18 protein-coding genes and 2 pseudogenes are annotated in these 17,771 nt (G+C 42.1%); 3 read left to right on the plus strand and 17 right to left on the minus strand.

The genetic code is table 11. The features are described 5' to 3' along the window. Nucleotides 1–204: 204 nt before the first annotated feature. The 4 genes and pseudogenes from ACED25_RS18090 to ACED25_RS18105 all read right to left on the minus strand — a co-directional run bounded on the left by ACED25_RS18090 (nt 205) and on the right by ACED25_RS18105 (nt 4,589). Nucleotides 205–1,820 (minus strand): annotated as a pseudogene (locus tag ACED25_RS18090) (endonuclease). A gap of 209 nt (nt 1,821–2,029) precedes the next feature. After that, nucleotides 2,030–3,034, minus strand: coding sequence for a metal-dependent hydrolase (locus ACED25_RS18095; RefSeq protein ID WP_102582982.1), 1,005 nt, complete (start codon nt 3,032–3,034; stop codon nt 2,030–2,032). Between the two features lie 143 nt (nt 3,035–3,177). After that, complete coding sequence (locus tag ACED25_RS18100) at nt 3,178–3,606, minus strand: hypothetical protein (RefSeq protein WP_371695825.1); 429 nt, start codon at nt 3,604–3,606, stop codon at nt 3,178–3,180. Between the two features lie 173 nt (nt 3,607–3,779). Next, nucleotides 3,780–4,589 (minus strand): sulfite exporter TauE/SafE family protein, encoded by an 810-nt coding sequence (locus ACED25_RS18105; protein WP_009846561.1) that lies wholly within the window; start codon nt 4,587–4,589, stop codon nt 3,780–3,782. Between the two features lie 327 nt (nt 4,590–4,916). Here ACED25_RS18105 and ACED25_RS18110 point away from each other — a divergent pair, with 327 nt between their 5' ends. Together ACED25_RS18110 and ACED25_RS18115 are read left to right on the plus strand one after the other, a co-directional pair. After that, nucleotides 4,917–5,894, plus strand: a complete 978-nt coding sequence (locus tag ACED25_RS18110; RefSeq protein WP_029222927.1) for a DUF1852 domain-containing protein — start codon at nt 4,917–4,919, stop codon at nt 5,892–5,894. A gap of 46 nt (nt 5,895–5,940) precedes the next feature. Further along, nucleotides 5,941–6,969 (plus strand): methionine synthase, encoded by a 1,029-nt coding sequence (locus ACED25_RS18115; RefSeq protein WP_009846559.1) that lies wholly within the window; start codon nt 5,941–5,943, stop codon nt 6,967–6,969. A gap of 99 nt (nt 6,970–7,068) precedes the next feature. On the opposite strand, the gene ACED25_RS18120 is transcribed toward ACED25_RS18115, so the two are convergent. The 12 genes and pseudogenes from ACED25_RS18120 to ACED25_RS18175 form a co-directional block, all read right to left on the minus strand. Next, nucleotides 7,069–7,551, minus strand: a complete 483-nt coding sequence (locus ACED25_RS18120; RefSeq protein WP_032555233.1) for a tetratricopeptide repeat protein — start codon at nt 7,549–7,551, stop codon at nt 7,069–7,071. After that, nucleotides 7,549–7,980: pseudogene (locus tag ACED25_RS18125) on the minus strand (GNAT family N-acetyltransferase); the annotation flags it as partial. The pseudogene ACED25_RS18125 and the gene ACED25_RS18120, both read right to left, overlap by 3 nt. Nucleotides 7,981–8,065: 85 nt before the next feature. Continuing rightward, nucleotides 8,066–8,572: a GNAT family N-acetyltransferase gene (locus ACED25_RS18130; RefSeq protein ID WP_009846557.1), complete on the minus strand. Its 507-nt coding sequence runs from the start codon at nt 8,570–8,572 to the stop codon at nt 8,066–8,068. A gap of 46 nt (nt 8,573–8,618) precedes the next feature. Further along, entirely contained in the window at nt 8,619–9,086 is a 468-nt protein-coding gene (locus ACED25_RS18135; RefSeq protein WP_012603768.1) for a cold shock domain-containing protein, read from the minus strand. Between the two features lie 86 nt (nt 9,087–9,172). Then, nucleotides 9,173–9,385 (minus strand): hypothetical protein, encoded by a 213-nt coding sequence (locus ACED25_RS18140; RefSeq protein ID WP_009846555.1) that lies wholly within the window; start codon nt 9,383–9,385, stop codon nt 9,173–9,175. A gap of 221 nt (nt 9,386–9,606) precedes the next feature. Next, nucleotides 9,607–10,107, minus strand: a complete 501-nt coding sequence (locus ACED25_RS18145) for an opioid growth factor receptor-related protein (RefSeq protein WP_371695826.1) — start codon at nt 10,105–10,107, stop codon at nt 9,607–9,609. Nucleotides 10,108–10,568: 461 nt separating this feature from the next. Then, a complete protein-coding gene (locus ACED25_RS18150) occupies nt 10,569–11,042 on the minus strand; it encodes a response regulator (RefSeq protein WP_009846553.1) in 474 nt (157 codons plus the stop codon). After that, nucleotides 11,029–12,402, minus strand: coding sequence for an ATP-binding protein (locus ACED25_RS18155; RefSeq protein ID WP_371695827.1), 1,374 nt, complete (start codon nt 12,400–12,402; stop codon nt 11,029–11,031). Before ACED25_RS18155 ends, ACED25_RS18150 begins: the two co-directional genes overlap by 14 nt. Nucleotides 12,403–12,408: 6 nt before the next feature. Further along, the gene (locus tag ACED25_RS18160) at nt 12,409–13,827 is read right to left on the minus strand and encodes a DASS family sodium-coupled anion symporter (protein ID WP_017104926.1); all 1,419 of its coding nucleotides are present in this window, start codon (nt 13,825–13,827) and stop codon (nt 12,409–12,411) included. 284 nt (nt 13,828–14,111) lie between these two features. After that, on the minus strand, nt 14,112–14,492 hold the full coding sequence (locus ACED25_RS18165; RefSeq protein WP_009846550.1) for an MmcQ/YjbR family DNA-binding protein: 381 nt from the start codon (nt 14,490–14,492) through the stop codon (nt 14,112–14,114). Between the two features lie 29 nt (nt 14,493–14,521). Next, on the minus strand, nt 14,522–14,998 hold the full coding sequence (locus ACED25_RS18170; protein WP_009846549.1) for a hypothetical protein: 477 nt from the start codon (nt 14,996–14,998) through the stop codon (nt 14,522–14,524). A gap of 95 nt (nt 14,999–15,093) precedes the next feature. Further along, nucleotides 15,094–15,570 (minus strand): GNAT family N-acetyltransferase, encoded by a 477-nt coding sequence (locus ACED25_RS18175; RefSeq protein WP_371695828.1) that lies wholly within the window; start codon nt 15,568–15,570, stop codon nt 15,094–15,096. 476 nt (nt 15,571–16,046) lie between these two features. Between ACED25_RS18175 and ACED25_RS18180 the strand changes: the two genes are divergently transcribed. Next, nucleotides 16,047–17,312: a DUF3103 domain-containing protein gene (locus tag ACED25_RS18180; RefSeq protein ID WP_017103035.1), complete on the plus strand. Its 1,266-nt coding sequence runs from the start codon at nt 16,047–16,049 to the stop codon at nt 17,310–17,312. Nucleotides 17,313–17,404: 92 nt separating this feature from the next. Here ACED25_RS18180 and ACED25_RS18185 read toward each other — a convergent pair whose 3' ends face one another. Continuing rightward, the gene (locus ACED25_RS18185) at nt 17,405–17,722 is read right to left on the minus strand and encodes a Dabb family protein (RefSeq protein ID WP_009846539.1); all 318 of its coding nucleotides are present in this window, start codon (nt 17,720–17,722) and stop codon (nt 17,405–17,407) included. Between the last annotated feature and the right edge of the window lie 49 nt (nt 17,723–17,771).

Raw genomic sequence — 17,771 nt, forward strand, 5'->3', positions numbered from 1 at the left:
ATAACTAAAGGTATGGAAAGTCGCTTAACGTAGCGTCCAGTATTGATGGTGCAGACCACTGACAAGTATACGGGTCTTCTGACAATATGCCTTTTCAAATATTTAAAATCATGCTCTCTAATGCCTCTCAATAAAAAAGCCCAAATAAAGGATTGGGCTCAATTCAATAATCATGAAGCAATTGTCATGGTGGTTATATTCCGATTAATTTCCCCAGATTTGGCTTACAAACTCTGGATGGTCAATAAACGGATTACGATTCCCTTGAAAATCATGTACTGCCTTATTTCGGTCGATTTCTTTTTGGCTTACTGGATCTTCAGAATGCCAACGCTTTAGCGTAGTAAGTAGCCAAGGTTCAAAAACGGTTGTATTGGTTCCATCCAGAACGGCATCAGAGCTTGTAGAGTTCCCTTCCCAATTAGCGATTTCATTTTCATAACGTGTTGCCATGTAGAAATATGCTCTTGCGAAATCACCTTTAAACTCATCAATTGGCTCAAACACCGTACCCACATAACCAAGAGAGTTCGCTGCGCTGCCTAACTTAGAACCATTGCTTGATGTGTATGTCGCGCTACTCACCTCACCATATGGCCAATTACTACGTTTCGAGTTAACGTAGCCGTCAGTGGCAAATAAATGGTGACCGTCAGAGTTCATTGGCTCGACTTTCCCACCAAACCAGCTTTTCGGGAATGAGTGCTCACGGTTGTAGCAATCACCTTCTTTGCTGTATTGACCACATTGATCGGCCACCTTAGTAAATTGGATTGAATCAGAGCCTGAAGGTTTCTCCGAATACATATCGAGAATCGACCCATCAGTGTCATAGTATGCGTCTAGGTCAGCCTCAGACACCAACGTCCAAATAGCGGTGTAACCCTGACTGCTATGATTATCAATAATTTGATATAAGGCCGTTTTTAACGCAAAGCCCACTTTGCCTTCAGCGTCTTTATAATACTCACCTAAAACTGGTGGTTCAGTTGGTGGTGTAGTTGAACCACCAATTGTAAATTCTGTACTCTGACTTGCTTGGAAATCACCACCAGATGCCACAACGGTTCCGTTTACCGATAAACTGTATGAACCATTCCCCACACTGCAGCACATTCCATCTCCATAAGAGTCTAAGACTTCTAGGATGTAGCCACCATCCGCTAAACACATTTCCACTTCATTGATGGTGTTATTTTGATAGTCTGAACCAGAATAAAGAGTTTGAGAAACTGAGTTTTTGAGAGACCAACTGGTTTCAGAACCATAGTTATCCGTCACTAGCGTGAGTGCGGCACTTGTGTCATTGCAGCTTTGTGTGGGTGGAGTCTCCGTCGGCTGAAAGTTATCTAAATACACCACTTCCGAACCATCAAAACCTGCATCATCATAAAATCGTACGCCCACAACGATATCTTTAGTGCTCGTAGCGCTGTACGAGTGAGTCAATGCTTGCCACTGATTCGTTAAACCATTATTCGAGTAGCCTAAATAGCCATCAACAAAAGGCGAGCTTTCACGTTGCCTTCCGTGTGGTAAACATCGACAGAGAAATCATAAGTTTTCCCTTGTTCAACACGTATCGTTTGCAGAAAATCGGTATTACTTTGAGTGCCTGTATTCACTGTTACTTGCGCAGAGAAACTGCCGTTATTAACAGGTACGTTAGAGGGTGAAACTGCAATGCCGGAGTCAATCACACTCCATCCAGATGGTACGTTTTCTTCCCAGTTTTCGAAACTTCCATTTTGCATTTGCGCATGCGCACTCACTGAACAAAGTAATGCAACGCCACTTAGTGTTATTATTCTATTTATCATATAACCTTCTGTTTAATTAGATAAAAAACCAACTAAGCTTAGAAAGTATTCATAAGATGGATAGAGATATAAATCACATTTATAAATGTAAGCACTGTCAGATTTATTAATATATGTGATGTAAAGCAATGCAACATCGACCTGTTAAACAAACGAATAAAAAGCCGAGCAGATTACCTAACTCAGCCTTTTTACTCTCTAGACATAGATCATTTATCGCCAGTGAGCATATCGAAGAAAATCTGTCTCGACTCTGGGGTGTTGTCTCGATGAGTTTCGTATTTTATATGCGAATTGGTATCAACAGATTTTGATAACTTGATACTCCAAAGCGCTTTAAGTTGATTTGGTACAATTGAATATCGCACATCGATAATACGCAACTCGTCCGTTGGGTCCTGGGCAATATAACCATTAGAGAACCAGCGGAAGCGTTCAATATCTTTGGCTTGTTGAGAGTCTGGCTCAAGCCAAGGCAAATCACTGCTAACGTTCAGCTTAGCGATCGACTCTCCGGGGTATATATTTACCGATGTGCCAACCCGCACTGCGTCTACATGGTAATGAGCCTCTGTTTCGTATACCACTTTCCAAACCAAGATATTAGCAAAGCTCGGTTTTGCCTCTAATCGAATCGGCGTGTGTTGTCTTTGTTCCGCTAATTGCCACCCAATCGCCTCTGCCCTATCTCTTTGTATCATCCCTAATGTTGGATAAATTAGAGCCCAAGCAAACGCAACACGTGCTAGCCAAGGTGCTCGTTTCAACGTTGCAAACACAAGCAAAACTAAGATGGGCAGCGTATAAACAGGATCGATGATTGATATGGTATTCCAAGCAAAACGCGCATTAGTCAAAGGCCAAAGTAACTGCGTGCCATAAGTGGTACAAGCGTCTAACAGTGCATGAGTGCCATAACCCAGAGCGCAAAACAGCCAGCTTTGCCTGAAAGTAAGCCCGCGCCTTTTTGCAATCAGATGATGTAGAACAAAGGCACAGATCAAACTGCCAATGGGGATAAAGAAGAGTGAATGAGTAAATTGCCGATGGAACTCCAAAGCCAACAAAGGATCACTTTGAGACTTAATCAGTGCATCTAGATCTGGAGCCAATCCAGAAAGTAGCCCTAATACCCCAGCAACAACCAAATGTTGTTTTTTGCTTGCTGACTGTGCCAAAGAAGCGCCTAACACGCCCTGCGTTAAAGGATCCATAAATCACTCATTGATAGCATTCCGTTGAATCAAACAAGATACATTTAGCTATAGCAGTGAATTGGGTTAAATAACAATGTTTTATCAAAAAAATACTGTTGATAAAACACCCTGACATTAATGAATTCCATGAAGAGTTAGCGTTAAACGTTTTGCTGTGTGGCCTTGCTTAACAGCATTTCCCAATCAGATTTATCAACCTGTCCTTTGTGAACATTCACTTTGTAATAGCCATTTTTAGTCAGTGATTTAACTTGAATATACTGACGAGAAAAGACAGAGTTTTTGATCGCTAAGTTCGCTTTAACGTCATGTAGATGTATCTCTTCACCGACTAAAGATAAATGTCTTCGGGTGAACTTGGAGACCAAAGCATAGACAGTGATCATGATTAAGATAGAAGTAACGAAAGGGAAAAACTGGGGCTCAGTCTGATAAAATAAGTTGATAGCTAAAGATGCGATCACGTAACTTATTGTCATTGATAGAGCCACGTTCCAACGTGGGCCGTTGCCCTTAAATGAAATTTCTCGTGCCATCGCTCGCTCCTTTAGATAAGTATTTGACCACATTTGAATATTTATTAAACGCGAACAATCTTATTATGAACCATGGTGCATTAAAAGGAGTGGCTCATATTATTGGAGGGCTCAGATCGCAATTAGACATTTACATGCATTTTTTCGCACCTAAATGTCTAATGAATAAAGAAACTGATTCAGTTACAGGTTACTGAATTCTTTAATTAACGAGCAACCATGCTGGCTGCAATAACCACCAACAGTACTGAGAAGATCTTCTTAATCGTTGGAACCGGTAAATGGTTAGTTGCTTTTGCGCCTAGCGGAGCTGTAAACCAAGATGTGCACACGATACCCAGCAGCGCAGGTAAATAAACAAAGCCAGCAAAACCTTCTGTTAGAGCAAAGTGGCTGCTGCCCGAGGTGATATAACCGATAGACCCAAATAATGCGATCACAATGCCACAAGCCGACGCACAACCAATGGCCTTTTTCATATCGACAGAGAAGAACGTCAATAGTGGAACCAGCAATGCCCCACCACCAATGCCTATCATGGCTGACAAGCCGCCCGTAATAGTTGTAAGAACCGTTAGTACGCCCTTGTTCGGTAGCTTTCGTTCTTTAGGCGCGTCATTTTTGCTGCTTAAGAACATCTTGATCGCAATAAGAACCACACTTACGGCAAACACAATACGAACAACTTTTTCTGGCAGCAAAGCCGCCATAAAGCCACTAATCAATGCACCCAGAGCAACGCCCAACATGATCCAAGGTGCCAAATCCCAAGGCACGTTTCCATTTTTGTGGTGAGCAAGCGCAGAGGAAGTTGAGGTAAACAAAATTGATGCCAAGGAAGTCGCAATCGCTGCAACGACCACTTGGTCAGCAGGTAAAACTTCTAAGTGAAGTAAAATGCTGCTTAACACAGGTACAATGATAAGCCCCCCGCCAATCCCCAAAAGCCCGGCAAGAAAACCAACACCACTGCCTAATAATGCACAGTATAAAATCAACAACAGCAACTCACTCATTTCGTCCATCTCTTAATTAAATTAATTGTCTTAAATAACGCACTATTAATGTGGTTATATTTCCATCAAGCCAATTAATATAACTGACACCACCTAATATTTTCAAACATAATAGATCATGAATATTCCTCATGTTGAATGTGAAGGAATACCATTGTTAATCATTTATCGAACCAAGTATAAAAATACCAAGCGATTAACTTAATACCGTATTAATTTTTCATACAGTATTGCCTTCAACTATTAATCCGGTCACAAGCAAAAATAAAGCAATTTTAATTCTAAAGACCGAGAAAGTCAGACTACAGATTGGGATATCAGATCAACATGAATACAGAATTTAATTTTACAATTAAGAGCATTAGCCTCGACGAGAACTATCAACCTGCGGACAGCACACGTATCACCACCAACTTCGCTAACTTGGCGCGTGGTGACAGCCGCCAAGCAAACTTGCGCAATGCACTGCAGATGATTGACAACAGTTTCAACGCATTAGCACACTGGGACAACCCAAAGGGCGACCGTTACTCTGTAGAGCTTGAAATCATTTCTGTTGATATGGACATTGAAAGCAACGGCGAAGCATTCCCTTCCATTGAAGTACTGAAAACCAATATTCTAGACCGTAAAACCAACGAGCGTATTGAAGGCATTATCGGAAATAACTTCTCTTCTTATGTTCGAGATTATGACTTTAGCGTACGTCTATTGGATCATAATAAAGGCCAAGAGAAATTCAGCATTCCGGAAGATTTTGGGGATTTACACGGCAAGCTTTTTAAATATTTCGTTAACTCTGACGCTTACAAAAAGAACTTTAATAAACCACCTGTTATTTGCTTAAGCGTGTCAGATAATAAAACCTATTACCGCACTGAAAACCAACACCCAGTATTAGGTTTTGAATACCAACCGAATGAGTCTTCTTTAACTGAACAATATTTTAAGAAGATGGGGTTACAGGTTCGTTACTTCATGCCGCCAAACAGTGTTGCACCTCTAGCTTTCTATTTCTTTGGTGATCTACTGAACGATTACTCAAACCTAGAGCTTATCAGCACCATCAGCACCATGGGTACATTCCAAAAAATCTACCGTCCTGAGATTTACAACGCGAATGCGGTTGCAGGTAACTGCTACCAACCAAACTTGAAAAACTTGGATCACTCGCTAACTCAAATCGTGTATGACCGAGAAGAACGAAGCAAATTAGCTATCGAACAAGGTAAATTCGCAGAAGAGACTTTCATTAAGCCATACCAGTCAGTTCTAGAGAACTGGTCTGCCAACTACGCGCTTTAATCGAGCAATTGCGCTCTTAAATCACCAAGGATAGGCAGTATACGTTATGAAAACATTATTACCGACTTCAACAGCAGGCAGCTTACCTAAGCCATCTTGGCTAGCACAGCCAGAGACACTTTGGTCTCCATGGAAACTGGAAGGCGACGAATTAACCGACGGCAAACAAGACGCGCTACGTGTCTCTCTTCAAGACCAGCAACAAGCCGGTATTGATATTGTGAGTGACGGCGAACAGACACGTCAGCACTTTGTAACAACCTTCATTGAACACCTGAATGGCGTGGATTTTGAAAAGCGTGAAACCGTTAAAATTCGCGACCGTTACGATGCGAGTGTACCAACAGTCGTTGGCCCTGTTTCTCGTCAAAAGTCGGTTTTTGTCGAAGATGCTAAGTTCTTACGCCAGCAAACGGATCAACCAATTAAGTGGGCTCTACCGGGGCCAATGACCATGATAGATACGCTTTACGACGCGCATTACCAAAGCCGTGAAAAGCTAGCATGGGAGTTCGCAAAAATCCTTAACGAAGAAGCAAAAGAGTTAGAAGCGGCTGGTGTTGATATTATTCAGTTCGATGAGCCTGCGTTTAACGTATTTTTTGATGACGTGAACGATTGGGGTATTGCTTGTTTAGAAAGAGCCATTGAAGGGCTTAAGTGTGAAACTGCAGTTCATATTTGTTATGGCTATGGCATCAAAGCAAATACGGATTGGAAAAAGACACTAGGTACCGAATGGCGCCAATACGAAGAGGTATTTCCTAAGCTTCAGCAGTCGAATATCGATATCATCTCATTAGAGTGTCATAACTCTCATGTGCCGGTTGAATTGCTTGAGCTCGTTCGAGGTAAGAAAGTGATGGTCGGTGCTATCGATGTTGCAACCAATTCAATTGAAACGCCGGAAGAAGTTGCCGACACTCTACGAGAAACACTGAAGTATGTTGATGCCGATAAGCTCTACCCGTGCACCAACTGCGGCATGGCTCCCCTTCCTCGTGAAATTGCCTCAGCTAAGCTCAATGCGCTAAGCGCTGGCGCAGAGATCGTTCGTAAAGAACTTTCAGAGTAACGGTTTAAACTCAAACTAAAACCGAATTCTTGAAGCCTAAGTATCCTATTAATACTTAGGCTTTTTCTATATTAGTACATGATCTTTATAAGCAGCGGCTTACCAGGTTTTATCTAAGTCTTGAGCATATAAAGAGATCGCGCGTTGGTACTCTTTAATCGCATCGCTATTAGTCGTAGATACCAAAAGCTCAAGTAACAGCGACGTCGCCTCTTTATGGCGATCCAAATTGTACAAACACATTGCGTAGAAAGGTTTCACCTCTATCGAGTCAGGATATTCAGCCATAGTCTGTTCGAAATAGCCTAAAGCCTCTGCATAAAGACCAAGGCTTCGATAAGTACTCGCCAAACCGAACAGCGCATCAAAACGCTCTACTGAAGAAAGCACGCCAGACAGAGATAGCACATAATGCTCAATCGCCTGTCGCTCTTTACCTTGATTATCGTAAGACCACGCGATCTGCAAGTGCGCTTTCGCGGCATAATTTTCATCAGTGAGTAGCGTTGCCAACAAGTCACGTGACTCTTGGTACTTCTCTTCTTTTCGCAATTCGATTGCTTGTTTGATAATGGTGTCCATAGTTCTTCCTAAAATCAGTTCCATTTCAACGAGTCCTTTCACTTCAGACAACTGAGTAAAACCTTTTGATTGATAAAGCTTAATAGCGGGATTCTCACTGAACACACGCAACACTAACTGAGCTGATGATTGATTGTTCGCATGTTTAATAACTAAATCGAGACACTTAGAACCAAAGCCTCTACCTTGATATTCAGCTAATATCTGCAAGTCCCTAAGAAACGTTGTATCACTGTTGTAACTGAAGCGGACAACACCAATACGGCTATCCCCTACATAAACTTCATAGTTATCCAGTTCATCCCAGCTGCGTAAAAACTGACTATGACCCCAAGCGATGCCACGAGCTTGGTAGTAACTCGCCATATTCGTTTTAGTGATCGATTCAGCGAACTTAGGATCGGAACCTTTGACTAACCTTACTTCCATATTGTGTCCTTTGTTTCTAAATCAAACATTGAGCAATACGTAATTTAAGTACCAAGAGTATTGCATCGTGTTTAAACCATCCTAATCAATCTGGTTCCTTGGTTAACGCCTTCTCTAACCACATTGAACTGATGTATTGACCGTTTTTCTTCGCATATTCATTGAACACTCCGACTTCTCGAAATCCAAAACGTTTATGAAGTGCTATTGAAGCCTCATTAGGTAAAGCAACACCTGAGAGTACGCGGTGAACACCATAATCACTAATCGATGCAAATAGCTGAGAATAAAGCTTAGAGCCTAAGCCTTTACCTTGAGCTTCTGTCGCAAGATAAATAGTGACCTCTGCGGTATCTTCAAATGCCGACATAACCCGGTATTGCTGAGAACACGCGAAGCCTAATAACGCATCACCTTCTGTCGCGACATAAAGTTGATATTTACTTTGACTAGAAAATTGAGAAAACCACTGCTGGCGATTTTCCAACGACAACTTCTCTTCTTCAAAGCGCGCATTGGTATGTTCAATATAAAAGTTGAAGATATCGGTGATGCCTGCAATATCAGGTAATGTCCCTACTCTGATTTCCATGTAATGTCCTTTTAGTTGTCTATTTTGAATGACTAGTAAACAGGCATCAATAGTGACTGCAGAACTGACTCTCGCAAGGAATACCATCACGATCACCATCTATTTTCACATTGGGACAGTTTGCCAAATAAAACTTTGCTTCATCACAAGATAACATCTCACTGCAGTACATTTTTCCTTGGCAGCTAAAACCCATACTCTCATATGCCGGATTTAACTTTGGCTCTAACAAAAAAAGATAAAAAGCTGCCCCTATAAGACCAACGATAAGTGCAGACAAAATAAGTGATAAAGGATTGGATTTGAGTGGTTCTATACCAACTAACTGAGCACTCGAAGCGCTGAGTTTAGAAGAACTATGTGATAGTTGAAATTCAACGCTATCTCCCACTTTTGGAGAACGATAACCCTTTCGAAATTTGGATATATGAACAAAAATATCGCCCTTTAATTCATCTGAGTTGATGAATCCAAACCCCCTCTCATCAACCCATCGAACAATTTTTCCATTCATAACTATTCCTCTCCAAACCGTCTCTTGGTCTTAGTTCAAATCACTAACAATATTCCGTTACGCTTAATAGGGTTCAAGTTTTCCCATTAAGGACTCTTAACTTTACCCATTTTAGTCAGGATGCCTTTGCCCTTCTCATAAACAAAAGATAAACCAAAGTAGACTGAAACCCACAAGACAAAATCAAGAGCGGCTAACTTGATATCAAGTGGATCTGAAAAGATGTTATAGGTGTGTCCAAACTTTGCTTCAATTGATTTAACTAAAATCACTGTAACGATAAAAATCACAATCCTCATGGTTTTTCCTATCTATATCTTTAAACTAAATCGTACACATGCGTGTGGAAATTGTTTAAGTTATTCCAAGTATATAATGCGTTTACGGCCCTACATGTCATTGGCTTTTTCTATAAACCAAGTGCCTTTACACGGGCCATTGGTTAAATGCCAACGACCATCAAATCTATTGCTACTGTCATGTGCTGAAAGTCGATAATCCCACTGGCTATTGCGGACTTCTAACCATTTAACGCATTACGCCAATATTGCACCGTTTTATCAGAGACAGAACCGGTTTCGTTCGCTGATGCGATCAAGAAGCCACATAAGTTGGTCGCAACTTCCTCATTGCCTAACAAATATAAACTACGAATAGCTCGCGTTAACCTTAGTTGGTTATGATCATGGTTTTTAAGCCATACATGATTTGCGGGGCTAAGCGGTAACAACGAAGATATTTCACTTCCATCTCGCTGCATGCCCCAAAACTCAAGCATCAGGTCAAGCACTTTTAGATGAACTGTGCGGAGCTCTTCTGAATTAGCAAAAAGCGCCCTATCTTCTTGAGTAACCAACGGTGCATGTTGATTAAACTTAGTCCCCTCATCTATTGGGAAAAATACTTGAATGTACTTATGGTCATGCTCCAACCAAAAGTGATTGTAAGCTAACAACTGTTCTATATTTCGACCAAACTTATCCGGCGCTTCACCAGATATAAAGCGAGCAATCTCACTCATTTTCAAATCCTACTGACTATAAACCCCCACTTGTGGGCGAATGCATTATTACGCAGTAAGCCGTGAAAAGCCTAGTCCTTTACGTTGTAAGTACCGATCTGACTTCGAACGCCAAATACCGCACGTTAGGAATACTTGTTAATACTTCCAACTCACTGTTCTAACAGACGACACTGATACCCTGCGACGCATTTTAGCTCTGTAATATGTTCAGGGAATAGTTCGTGAAGAAAATACAATGCATCTGTTGGTGTTGGCGTAGCGCATGAGTTTTAGACTTAAGCCAGCAACCAGTGTGTTAATAACTGAGTACTAAAACCGGAACGACTAAAAGAGATAGGTAATATATGCACCGAAAGATTACATCTTTCAAAGACAAAATCCTTCAGAAAGCGTCCTTCGGTGCATACAATTTCAAGCGACTGACATTAGTGACTCATGTAAGTCGCTAACATAAGAGACTAACGCAAGCGTCTCAACACAACCTGCTGGTCGAGATCATTCTGATAGTCCGTGTAATCAAGCCCTTGATCAAATATGTACTCAGTCACAAGAGTACGAATGCACTCAACCAATGTGCTTGCTTGCCAAGGCTTTTCAAAGTAACGGTCGATGCCTGCTGCATTAATCGCATTGATGGTATCAGTATGAGTGGCTTGCCCCGTAAGAAGAATTTTCTTTGTATTCGGAAAGCGGCTGTCATGGAACACTTCAGTGAGTAACTCCACACCCGTTTTTCCTGGCATCACATGATCAGACACGATGACGGTAATGTGTTCGCCTTCTGCGTCAAGTTCATCAATGAGATCAAGCACTTCTTGCGCTGATTCACAATCTTCAATATTCAGCCAACTCGCCAGCGGCTCTAAATCTTGTACCACTGCGCTCAGTACTTCTCTCTGGTCATCGACACAGATTAAATTAAGCTTCTCCATGTTCACCCTCTATTGGTAACTTGATTCTAAATACAGTTTTAGAAGCATCACTTTTCACAATAATACTTCCGCCATAACCCGCCACAATCCGCTTAACGATTGATAAACCCAAGCCCAATCCAAACGATAAACCACCTTTTTTAGTGGTGAAGTTGGGCTGAAATACCTTTCTACGAGTCACCTCGTCTATCTCAGGGCCGTTATTCGTGATCGTAACTAATATTCTTTTCTTACTTAATCTGGTTTGAATTTCTATTGCGGCATCGTCTGAATTCGACATTGCATCACAAGCATTCTTTACAATGTTGACCCAAATCTGAACGAGCTCTGTTTTCGAGCCTTTAAAAGTCGGCAAATCTGCAGGGCTCAATCGCACAGAGACTCTACGTAACTCACTTTGTAACAACGATAAGGCATGGTTAATGGAGTCGTTAATATCAACCGCTTCTTCGGTGTCAATGTCAATTCTGCCAAGTTGTTTAACCGATTTTACGATGCCGACGGTGTGTCTAGATGCCAAACGTAAATCATGTAAATCACAACCCATCTGCCAAAAGCGAATCGCTTCTTCTGGGTTTTTCAGCCAATGTTTTGAAATAACGTCTGTTGCAGATAAAGCCTCTGTTGTAGATAAAGCGTCAATTGGAATCGCCTTTGCAAGAGAGCGAGCAATGTTTTTGTCTAAACCATATTTTCTTTCAAATTGTCGCCCACGTGTTCGCGCTTCTGACGACGACGTTTTCTGACCATGCATTAACCCAAAATCGAAAAATTGACTGGCTTCTGGATGCACTTCTTCAAGTAGCTCCATGATGACCGTTTCAAGTCGGCCAGATTTACTATTTACTACACCAATAGCGTTGTTAAGCTCATGGGCAATCCCTGCAGCCAATTGACCCAAGGTCGTCATTTGCTCAGCAGTATGTAACTTCTCTAGCGCTTTTTGTTTCGCTATCGCTTCTTGTGTTGCACGGCGTTGACGACGCGACAACTCATTGACAATCACAGGTGTGAACTGTGCGGTAAGAGGACCAAACTTACGTTCATCTTCTGCCGGCGTGTCTTTATCGATCCACGCTAACTCGACATCGGTTTTAGCAACAACCGTTGAAGATGCTGTCCAATTACCTGAAAAGAAGCTATGAACACCTATAAAAGCCCCACTACCCGCGCTAAACACTCGTACTTGCGGTGTATTCGCTTCGGAATAAAACCCTTCCAGTTCTCCACTAAACACATAATACAAACGAGTGTTTAACGCTGATTGTTCAATAATGGTGTTACCGGCACGGCACGTCACCCGACGTTCTGTCTGATTAAAATAACGATCGATAAGTGCTTCTAGCTTTTGTTGATACACGTATCGTTATCCTATGTGACCAATTGAATGTAGCACCCACACCATAACAAAACTCAGTAGCACACCAACCACACCCAAAATAATACCGATTCTGGCCATTTGATTACTTTGCACATGACCAGTGGCATGAGCCAACGCATTCGGTGGCGTACTGATTGGCAGCGACATACCTAATGAAGCGGCAAAAGTCACAACCAGAATTAACGTTAACTCACCGCCTAGTGGCGTGAGTGAAGCCATAGACGAACCCAATGCAGCCATAATTGGCATTAACAAGTTAGCCGTTGCGGTATGAGACATAAAGTTTGCCATTACCAAACACAAGAACGCCGCTCCGAACAACACCACATAGGGTGAGTAAGCATCAAACGGAATGCTGTGTACCACGAGCCTTGCTAAGCCAGTTTTATCGAGAGCTAAACCAAGTGCAATACCACCTGATACAAGCCACAGTACGTCCCAAGAAATTTTCTTCAGGTCTTCTTTATTGATGATCCCTGTGAGTGAGAACACAGCGACAGGAATCAGAGCGACGGTATAAGAGTTCATGCCATGGCTTGAGCCCATTAACCAAAGAATGATGGTCAGCGCAAAAGTGACGTATACCGCAATGGCTTTGGGCGTTTTAAGGAATTTACCTTTGATGCTTAGCTCGATTTTCTTTTGGTCAGCTTTGTACATAAAGCCTATTAAAAACCACGCTAACGCCATCATAATCACGACAAACGGCACACCAAACGCCATCCATTCACCGAACGTAATGAGGTTATCGCCAACTAAATATTTAAGGGCGATAGCGTTCGGCGGGGTACCGATCGGGGTACCAATGCCACCGATGTTAGCGGCAACAGGAATACAAAGCGCAAACGCTATACGACCGGGGTCTTTCGGGCCAAACACAGCCAGTACCGGCGTTAAAATAGATAGCATCATTGCCGTTGTTGCTGTGTTAGACATAAACATCGAAAAGATACCAGTGATCAACATTAAGCCGAGCATCACAAACTTTGGGTCTTGTCCAAATGGCTTCAACAACACGCGAGCTAAGTTTACGTCTAATCGATATTTAGTGGCAGCCATCGCTAAGAAAAAACCGCCCAAAAACAGCATGATGATTGGGCTAGCGAATGTCGCCATGATGTCGCTGTATTTTAACAGCTCACCAAAATGTTCTTCCCCATGATCAAACCTTAAAAAGATCAGCCCTTTATCCGACAACATCAACAATTGCAGAACGATAATAACAACAGACGTCGCGTAAATCGGGATAGGCTCGAACACCCAGCACAATGCCGCTAATAAAAAGATCGCGATAACGCGTTGTTGAATAATCGTAAGGCCTTCAAATGGAAACGCTGATAGCGGCATTACGAGGATAATGAAAGGAATTAAAATAGGGATAATGTATTTAATATAGGGGCGCATAGCACAAAAACTCTTCCTGAGATAACAACTACTTAGAAATTAGATTTAAAGTTCTAATTTAGTCCGACAACGAATTATCGACCTCTTATCATTAACTCACTATCGGCTAGATCAATGATTACGTAATCGCGATATCCCCGTTTTCGTTTCTGTGCGCTACCTCTACGTTTGTGTGTCATTTACTTTTGCAATATAACTTGATCAATCTCGTCGTCAGGATCTTCCAAAGGGCTACTGGCCTGTCGATAAAGATTAGAAAGCATCACGTCTCTGCCTTGAAGCATTTACGTGCGTGGTTCAGATAGGTGTTCTATGCCCAACTCTCGTTGTTTACGTTTACTTAAACCACTAGCAACAATACGATAAGACTCAGACAAGTAATACTTTAGGTCATCGTCTAATTGACCGGAAGTTTCAACTTGCTGTATCCATTTCATCCCACGGTTAGCAAAGTACGGAGCCGGTTTATAACCCTCACAATCACTGAGAAAATCGTAATTTAAGTTGGATGTCTTAAAAGTAAATGCCGCTTTTTTGCCATCACTCCAACCACCAATGGCAAAGACTTTACCACCCACCTTCCAGACATCTGAATTGCCCCATTGAACGACATGACTCGTCCCAGTAAATGTCCCGCAAAAATGGTTAAACTCATCGTAATTCATACTCATTTCCTTATGCACACAACCTCGGATTAAATGTCTAACGTCAGTTCTTGTATGTCAATTAGATCGACTTCCCTACCTAATATTCGCTTGTACTCTACTAAATGATGAACTGGGATTACTGGCAATTCGATACCGAGATAGCTTTTACTGACTGACTCTGAAAAATCGATTTCGAGTTGATGCCAAGATCCATCTAGAGCCGACTGTATCTTCGTATTATGAGATAAACCAATTTCAATTTTTTGGTCTTGGTAAACTAACTGGAAATACTCGAGATCCCAACCGTATTCTGCATAGTGAATTAACGGCTTAGATATGAATTGCGATACGCGAGCCAAAACCTTGTTTGCGTCAAAGTTGTGGATATAAAGGTCTATGTCTGCGATCTCACGACTGCCACCATGTATCGTTGCAGCTAGCCCTCCGACAATTTGATACTCAACACCATCAGCATCCAAGAGTTCTTTGAGCCACTTCAGTGCTACTTTCACTTTTTCACTCATCTAATTCCCTTAGCTGAATTTTCCCTATACCAAAACATCTAATTGAGCAGCAATCATCAGTTATAGATGCCGTGTACATTTGTTATGCCGCTATTTCAACTTAAATGGCTCTTTGAATATTCAAACAATTTGAAATCGTCTGATTGGTCTGGCTGTACTTCGCCGACTTTGATATAGCCTAACTTTTCGTAGAAATGGTGGTTTCTGTATGACTGATAAGGGGTGAACAAAGTCCAGTTTGTGATATGCGAATACCGGTGTTCAATAAGGCTCATGGCTTGAGAGCCAATATGTTTATTTTGATACTGAACATCAATGTAGAAATATCGGATCTCAATACTGCTCTGCTCACCACACTCTACGCAAATTGCCCCAGCATAGTCGCTGTTGTACAGCACTTTATAAAAATTGCCTTTACTAACCTCAGCTTGGAACCACTCTGTTGATTCTATGTTTGGCGGGAACGCACCGTATTTTTCCACATCGTCTGCAAATGCGCTGAGTGCAGACTTCTGCAACTGTTGGATATCGTCAGCGCTGGCAAGTTCAAGTTGGAGGGAGATATCCGGCATAATTATCCTTAATTCATCACATACATCTATTTCATGTCAGTTCGTCGGCTCATAAAGTTCATGTCCCCCCCTTACGAGAGGTTCCACTTATTCCTTCGACACAGAACGTGTTATGAAACTATAAAGTATAAGCCCGACAAACAACACTTGGCGTTTACCAAGCTCAATCATGGATCTCAATTTGCAACATCCCTAGGCTACAGACACAACAAAGTTGCACTTGCTTCCTCGCTTGAAAAACCAAATAGGGAGCACTTTTCATACTGCCTTCTTCTAAACGTAGATTCTTGTTAGAACGCAATTTTTACTTGTACTGTGAGAATACCGGAGAAACTAAAGGATTAGCCCGCAGGTAAAATTGAGCTGCAAAACAAAACAAAAACCACTGATTGACTTCAAACCCATTCAGATTACTGATAGATTAGAGCTGTAGAGTAAAAAACCTATCGATATAAGAATTCGAATAAGGGTTATATATGAGACTATCTTTTTCTATCAGTATGGCGCTTGCAACGACAGTGGTTGGCTTCCAGTCCTATGCAAATAATATCGACACAGCAAACTCAATCTCTCCCGTAGATCCACTCTCTATTTCAGAGCTGCACTTTATTTCAGAGCCCACATCTATTACAAAGAGCAGTGCTGCGCAAAAACAATCTTTGGCTTTGCAAATCAGCGAGCGTTATTCCGATCTTGAGCTTTCATTGAAGGCTCAGATCTCAGAAAAGAACTTATCCGCGCCTGTAGATAAATTGAGCTCTACTCAGCCCTACTCTGCATTTTCAAGCCGGATGCAGAAAGCGGATCTTGGTTATCGCAAGATGAAAGGGATCAACGACTTCAGCGACTCTGTGTTAGAGGTTCGCATGGCTGATGAAGCGATGATCGAAGCTTGGAAGAATGGTGAAAACCCGCTGTTTGCTTTCGAACCATCAGGCGATGATTCAAACTGGCAATACATCGAAGCCTATGATGTGTATGGGCAGGTTCACGAACTAGACGTGTACCAAATGCCAGACGTCCCAGTGTTTGTGGTTGATAGTAACGGTGCTGAAGAGCTCAAAGCAGGCCTAATGGCGATGCAGGCAGAGATGCAAAAGCTGGGTACTACAACGAAAATCAATGCCGTTAGCGATACCAATGCCGACGAGAGTAAACCTCAAAAATCGTCTTTGATGAACAGGGCTCGTCGCTCGATGGCCTTGTCGGAACCTGAGCCGTTGAATACCACACAATTAACCAAAATCCGTTTAGCCGTCGACCAAGAACCTTGGATCTCTGGTAAAGCGGAAATCTACGCTATCGTGACGGGTGTCGATTCAAGTCGTTTAGAGCCCCAGATCGACCTCGTTGAGATGCCTTATCTGGACTACGACAAACAGACGTACTACCCGAACCAGACCGTCATCTTCTGGCCTCGCTACCGTTGGGGCGCTGCAGACATGATCTTAATGGAACACGATGATGGCACAGACTACAAAGCGCTAGCAAAACTCTTAGTTCAAGCCGCAGAAGAGATACTGAAGATGATTCCTGATCCAGAAGTTCAAGGTTATGCGATCATCCCTCAGATCACAGGCAAGATTATCGATGTGATTCCTGATGGCGTATTAGTCAATGATGACGACTTCGTGGACGTGTACTACACCTTAATGCAGAACACACCTTATGTAGACCGTCCGGGCGCAGGCGGAAATGCTGTCGCATCGTTTGCACCAGTCACCATTTCACCAACAGAGTAAGTCGTTTCTTATTTAGTTAGGGCTTAATCGCTAGGCCCTAACTCTTCATTATCGAAGGTAAGTCAAACACAAAAAATCTACTCAGAACCTAATTACAAGGAGTAATCAAACACAATGATGTCTTCTAAAAGCGGACGAAACACATCTTTCAGCGCATCATGCTCAGGGTGCGGAAGGTAATTCTGGCGGCCTTCTTCATCGGCGAACGTCATTAACACCGAGTGGGTATAACCTTGATTCTTGTTTTCAGGGCTGTCATTTAATCCCCATTCTACTGAAGTGACCCCTTCAACCTTGTTTGGCATCGCTTCAAACAGCATCTTTAGTTTTTGAACCTCTGAAGCTTCAGCGTTTTCTTTAAACTTAATCAGTAGAATATGACGAATCATTCCCGTTTCTTTTTGAGTCATTCCTTGTCCTTTCGAGTCGTTCGCTTACTGGTTTGTAATGCTTAACCAA

Source organism: Vibrio sp. 1F263, from assembly GCF_041439035.1.
Taxonomy (GTDB): Bacteria; Pseudomonadota; Gammaproteobacteria; order Enterobacterales; family Vibrionaceae; genus Vibrio; species Vibrio tasmaniensis_A.

Bases quoted from the DNA above. Each gene is read 5' to 3' on its own strand.
- ACED25_RS18095 (WP_102582982.1), bottom strand. From the start codon at position 3,034: ATGGATCCTTTAACGCAGGGCGTGTTAGGCGCTTCTTTGGCACAGTCA.
- ACED25_RS18100 (WP_371695825.1), bottom strand. From the start codon at position 3,606: ATGTGGTCAAATACTTATCTAAAGGAGCGAGCGATGGCACGAGAAATT.
- ACED25_RS18105 (WP_009846561.1), bottom strand. From the start codon at position 4,589: ATGAGTGAGTTGCTGTTGTTGATTTTATACTGTGCATTATTAGGCAGT.
- ACED25_RS18110 (WP_029222927.1), top strand. From the start codon at position 4,917: ATGAATACAGAATTTAATTTTACAATTAAGAGCATTAGCCTCGACGAG.
- ACED25_RS18115 (WP_009846559.1), top strand. From the start codon at position 5,941: ATGAAAACATTATTACCGACTTCAACAGCAGGCAGCTTACCTAAGCCA.
- ACED25_RS18120 (WP_032555233.1), bottom strand. From the start codon at position 7,551: ATGGACACCATTATCAAACAAGCAATCGAATTGCGAAAAGAAGAGAAG.
- ACED25_RS18130 (WP_009846557.1), bottom strand. From the start codon at position 8,572: ATGGAAATCAGAGTAGGGACATTACCTGATATTGCAGGCATCACCGAT.
- ACED25_RS18135 (WP_012603768.1), bottom strand. From the start codon at position 9,086: ATGAATGGAAAAATTGTTCGATGGGTTGATGAGAGGGGGTTTGGATTC.
- ACED25_RS18140 (WP_009846555.1), bottom strand. From the start codon at position 9,385: ATGAGGATTGTGATTTTTATCGTTACAGTGATTTTAGTTAAATCAATT.
- ACED25_RS18145 (WP_371695826.1), bottom strand. From the start codon at position 10,107: ATGAGTGAGATTGCTCGCTTTATATCTGGTGAAGCGCCGGATAAGTTT.
- ACED25_RS18150 (WP_009846553.1), bottom strand. From the start codon at position 11,042: ATGGAGAAGCTTAATTTAATCTGTGTCGATGACCAGAGAGAAGTACTG.
- ACED25_RS18160 (WP_017104926.1), bottom strand. From the start codon at position 13,827: ATGCGCCCCTATATTAAATACATTATCCCTATTTTAATTCCTTTCATT.
- ACED25_RS18165 (WP_009846550.1), bottom strand. From the start codon at position 14,492: ATGAATTACGATGAGTTTAACCATTTTTGCGGGACATTTACTGGGACG.
- ACED25_RS18170 (WP_009846549.1), bottom strand. From the start codon at position 14,998: ATGAGTGAAAAAGTGAAAGTAGCACTGAAGTGGCTCAAAGAACTCTTG.
- ACED25_RS18175 (WP_371695828.1), bottom strand. From the start codon at position 15,570: ATGCCGGATATCTCCCTCCAACTTGAACTTGCCAGCGCTGACGATATC.
- ACED25_RS18180 (WP_017103035.1), top strand. From the start codon at position 16,047: ATGAGACTATCTTTTTCTATCAGTATGGCGCTTGCAACGACAGTGGTT.
- ACED25_RS18185 (WP_009846539.1), bottom strand. From the start codon at position 17,722: ATGACTCAAAAAGAAACGGGAATGATTCGTCATATTCTACTGATTAAG.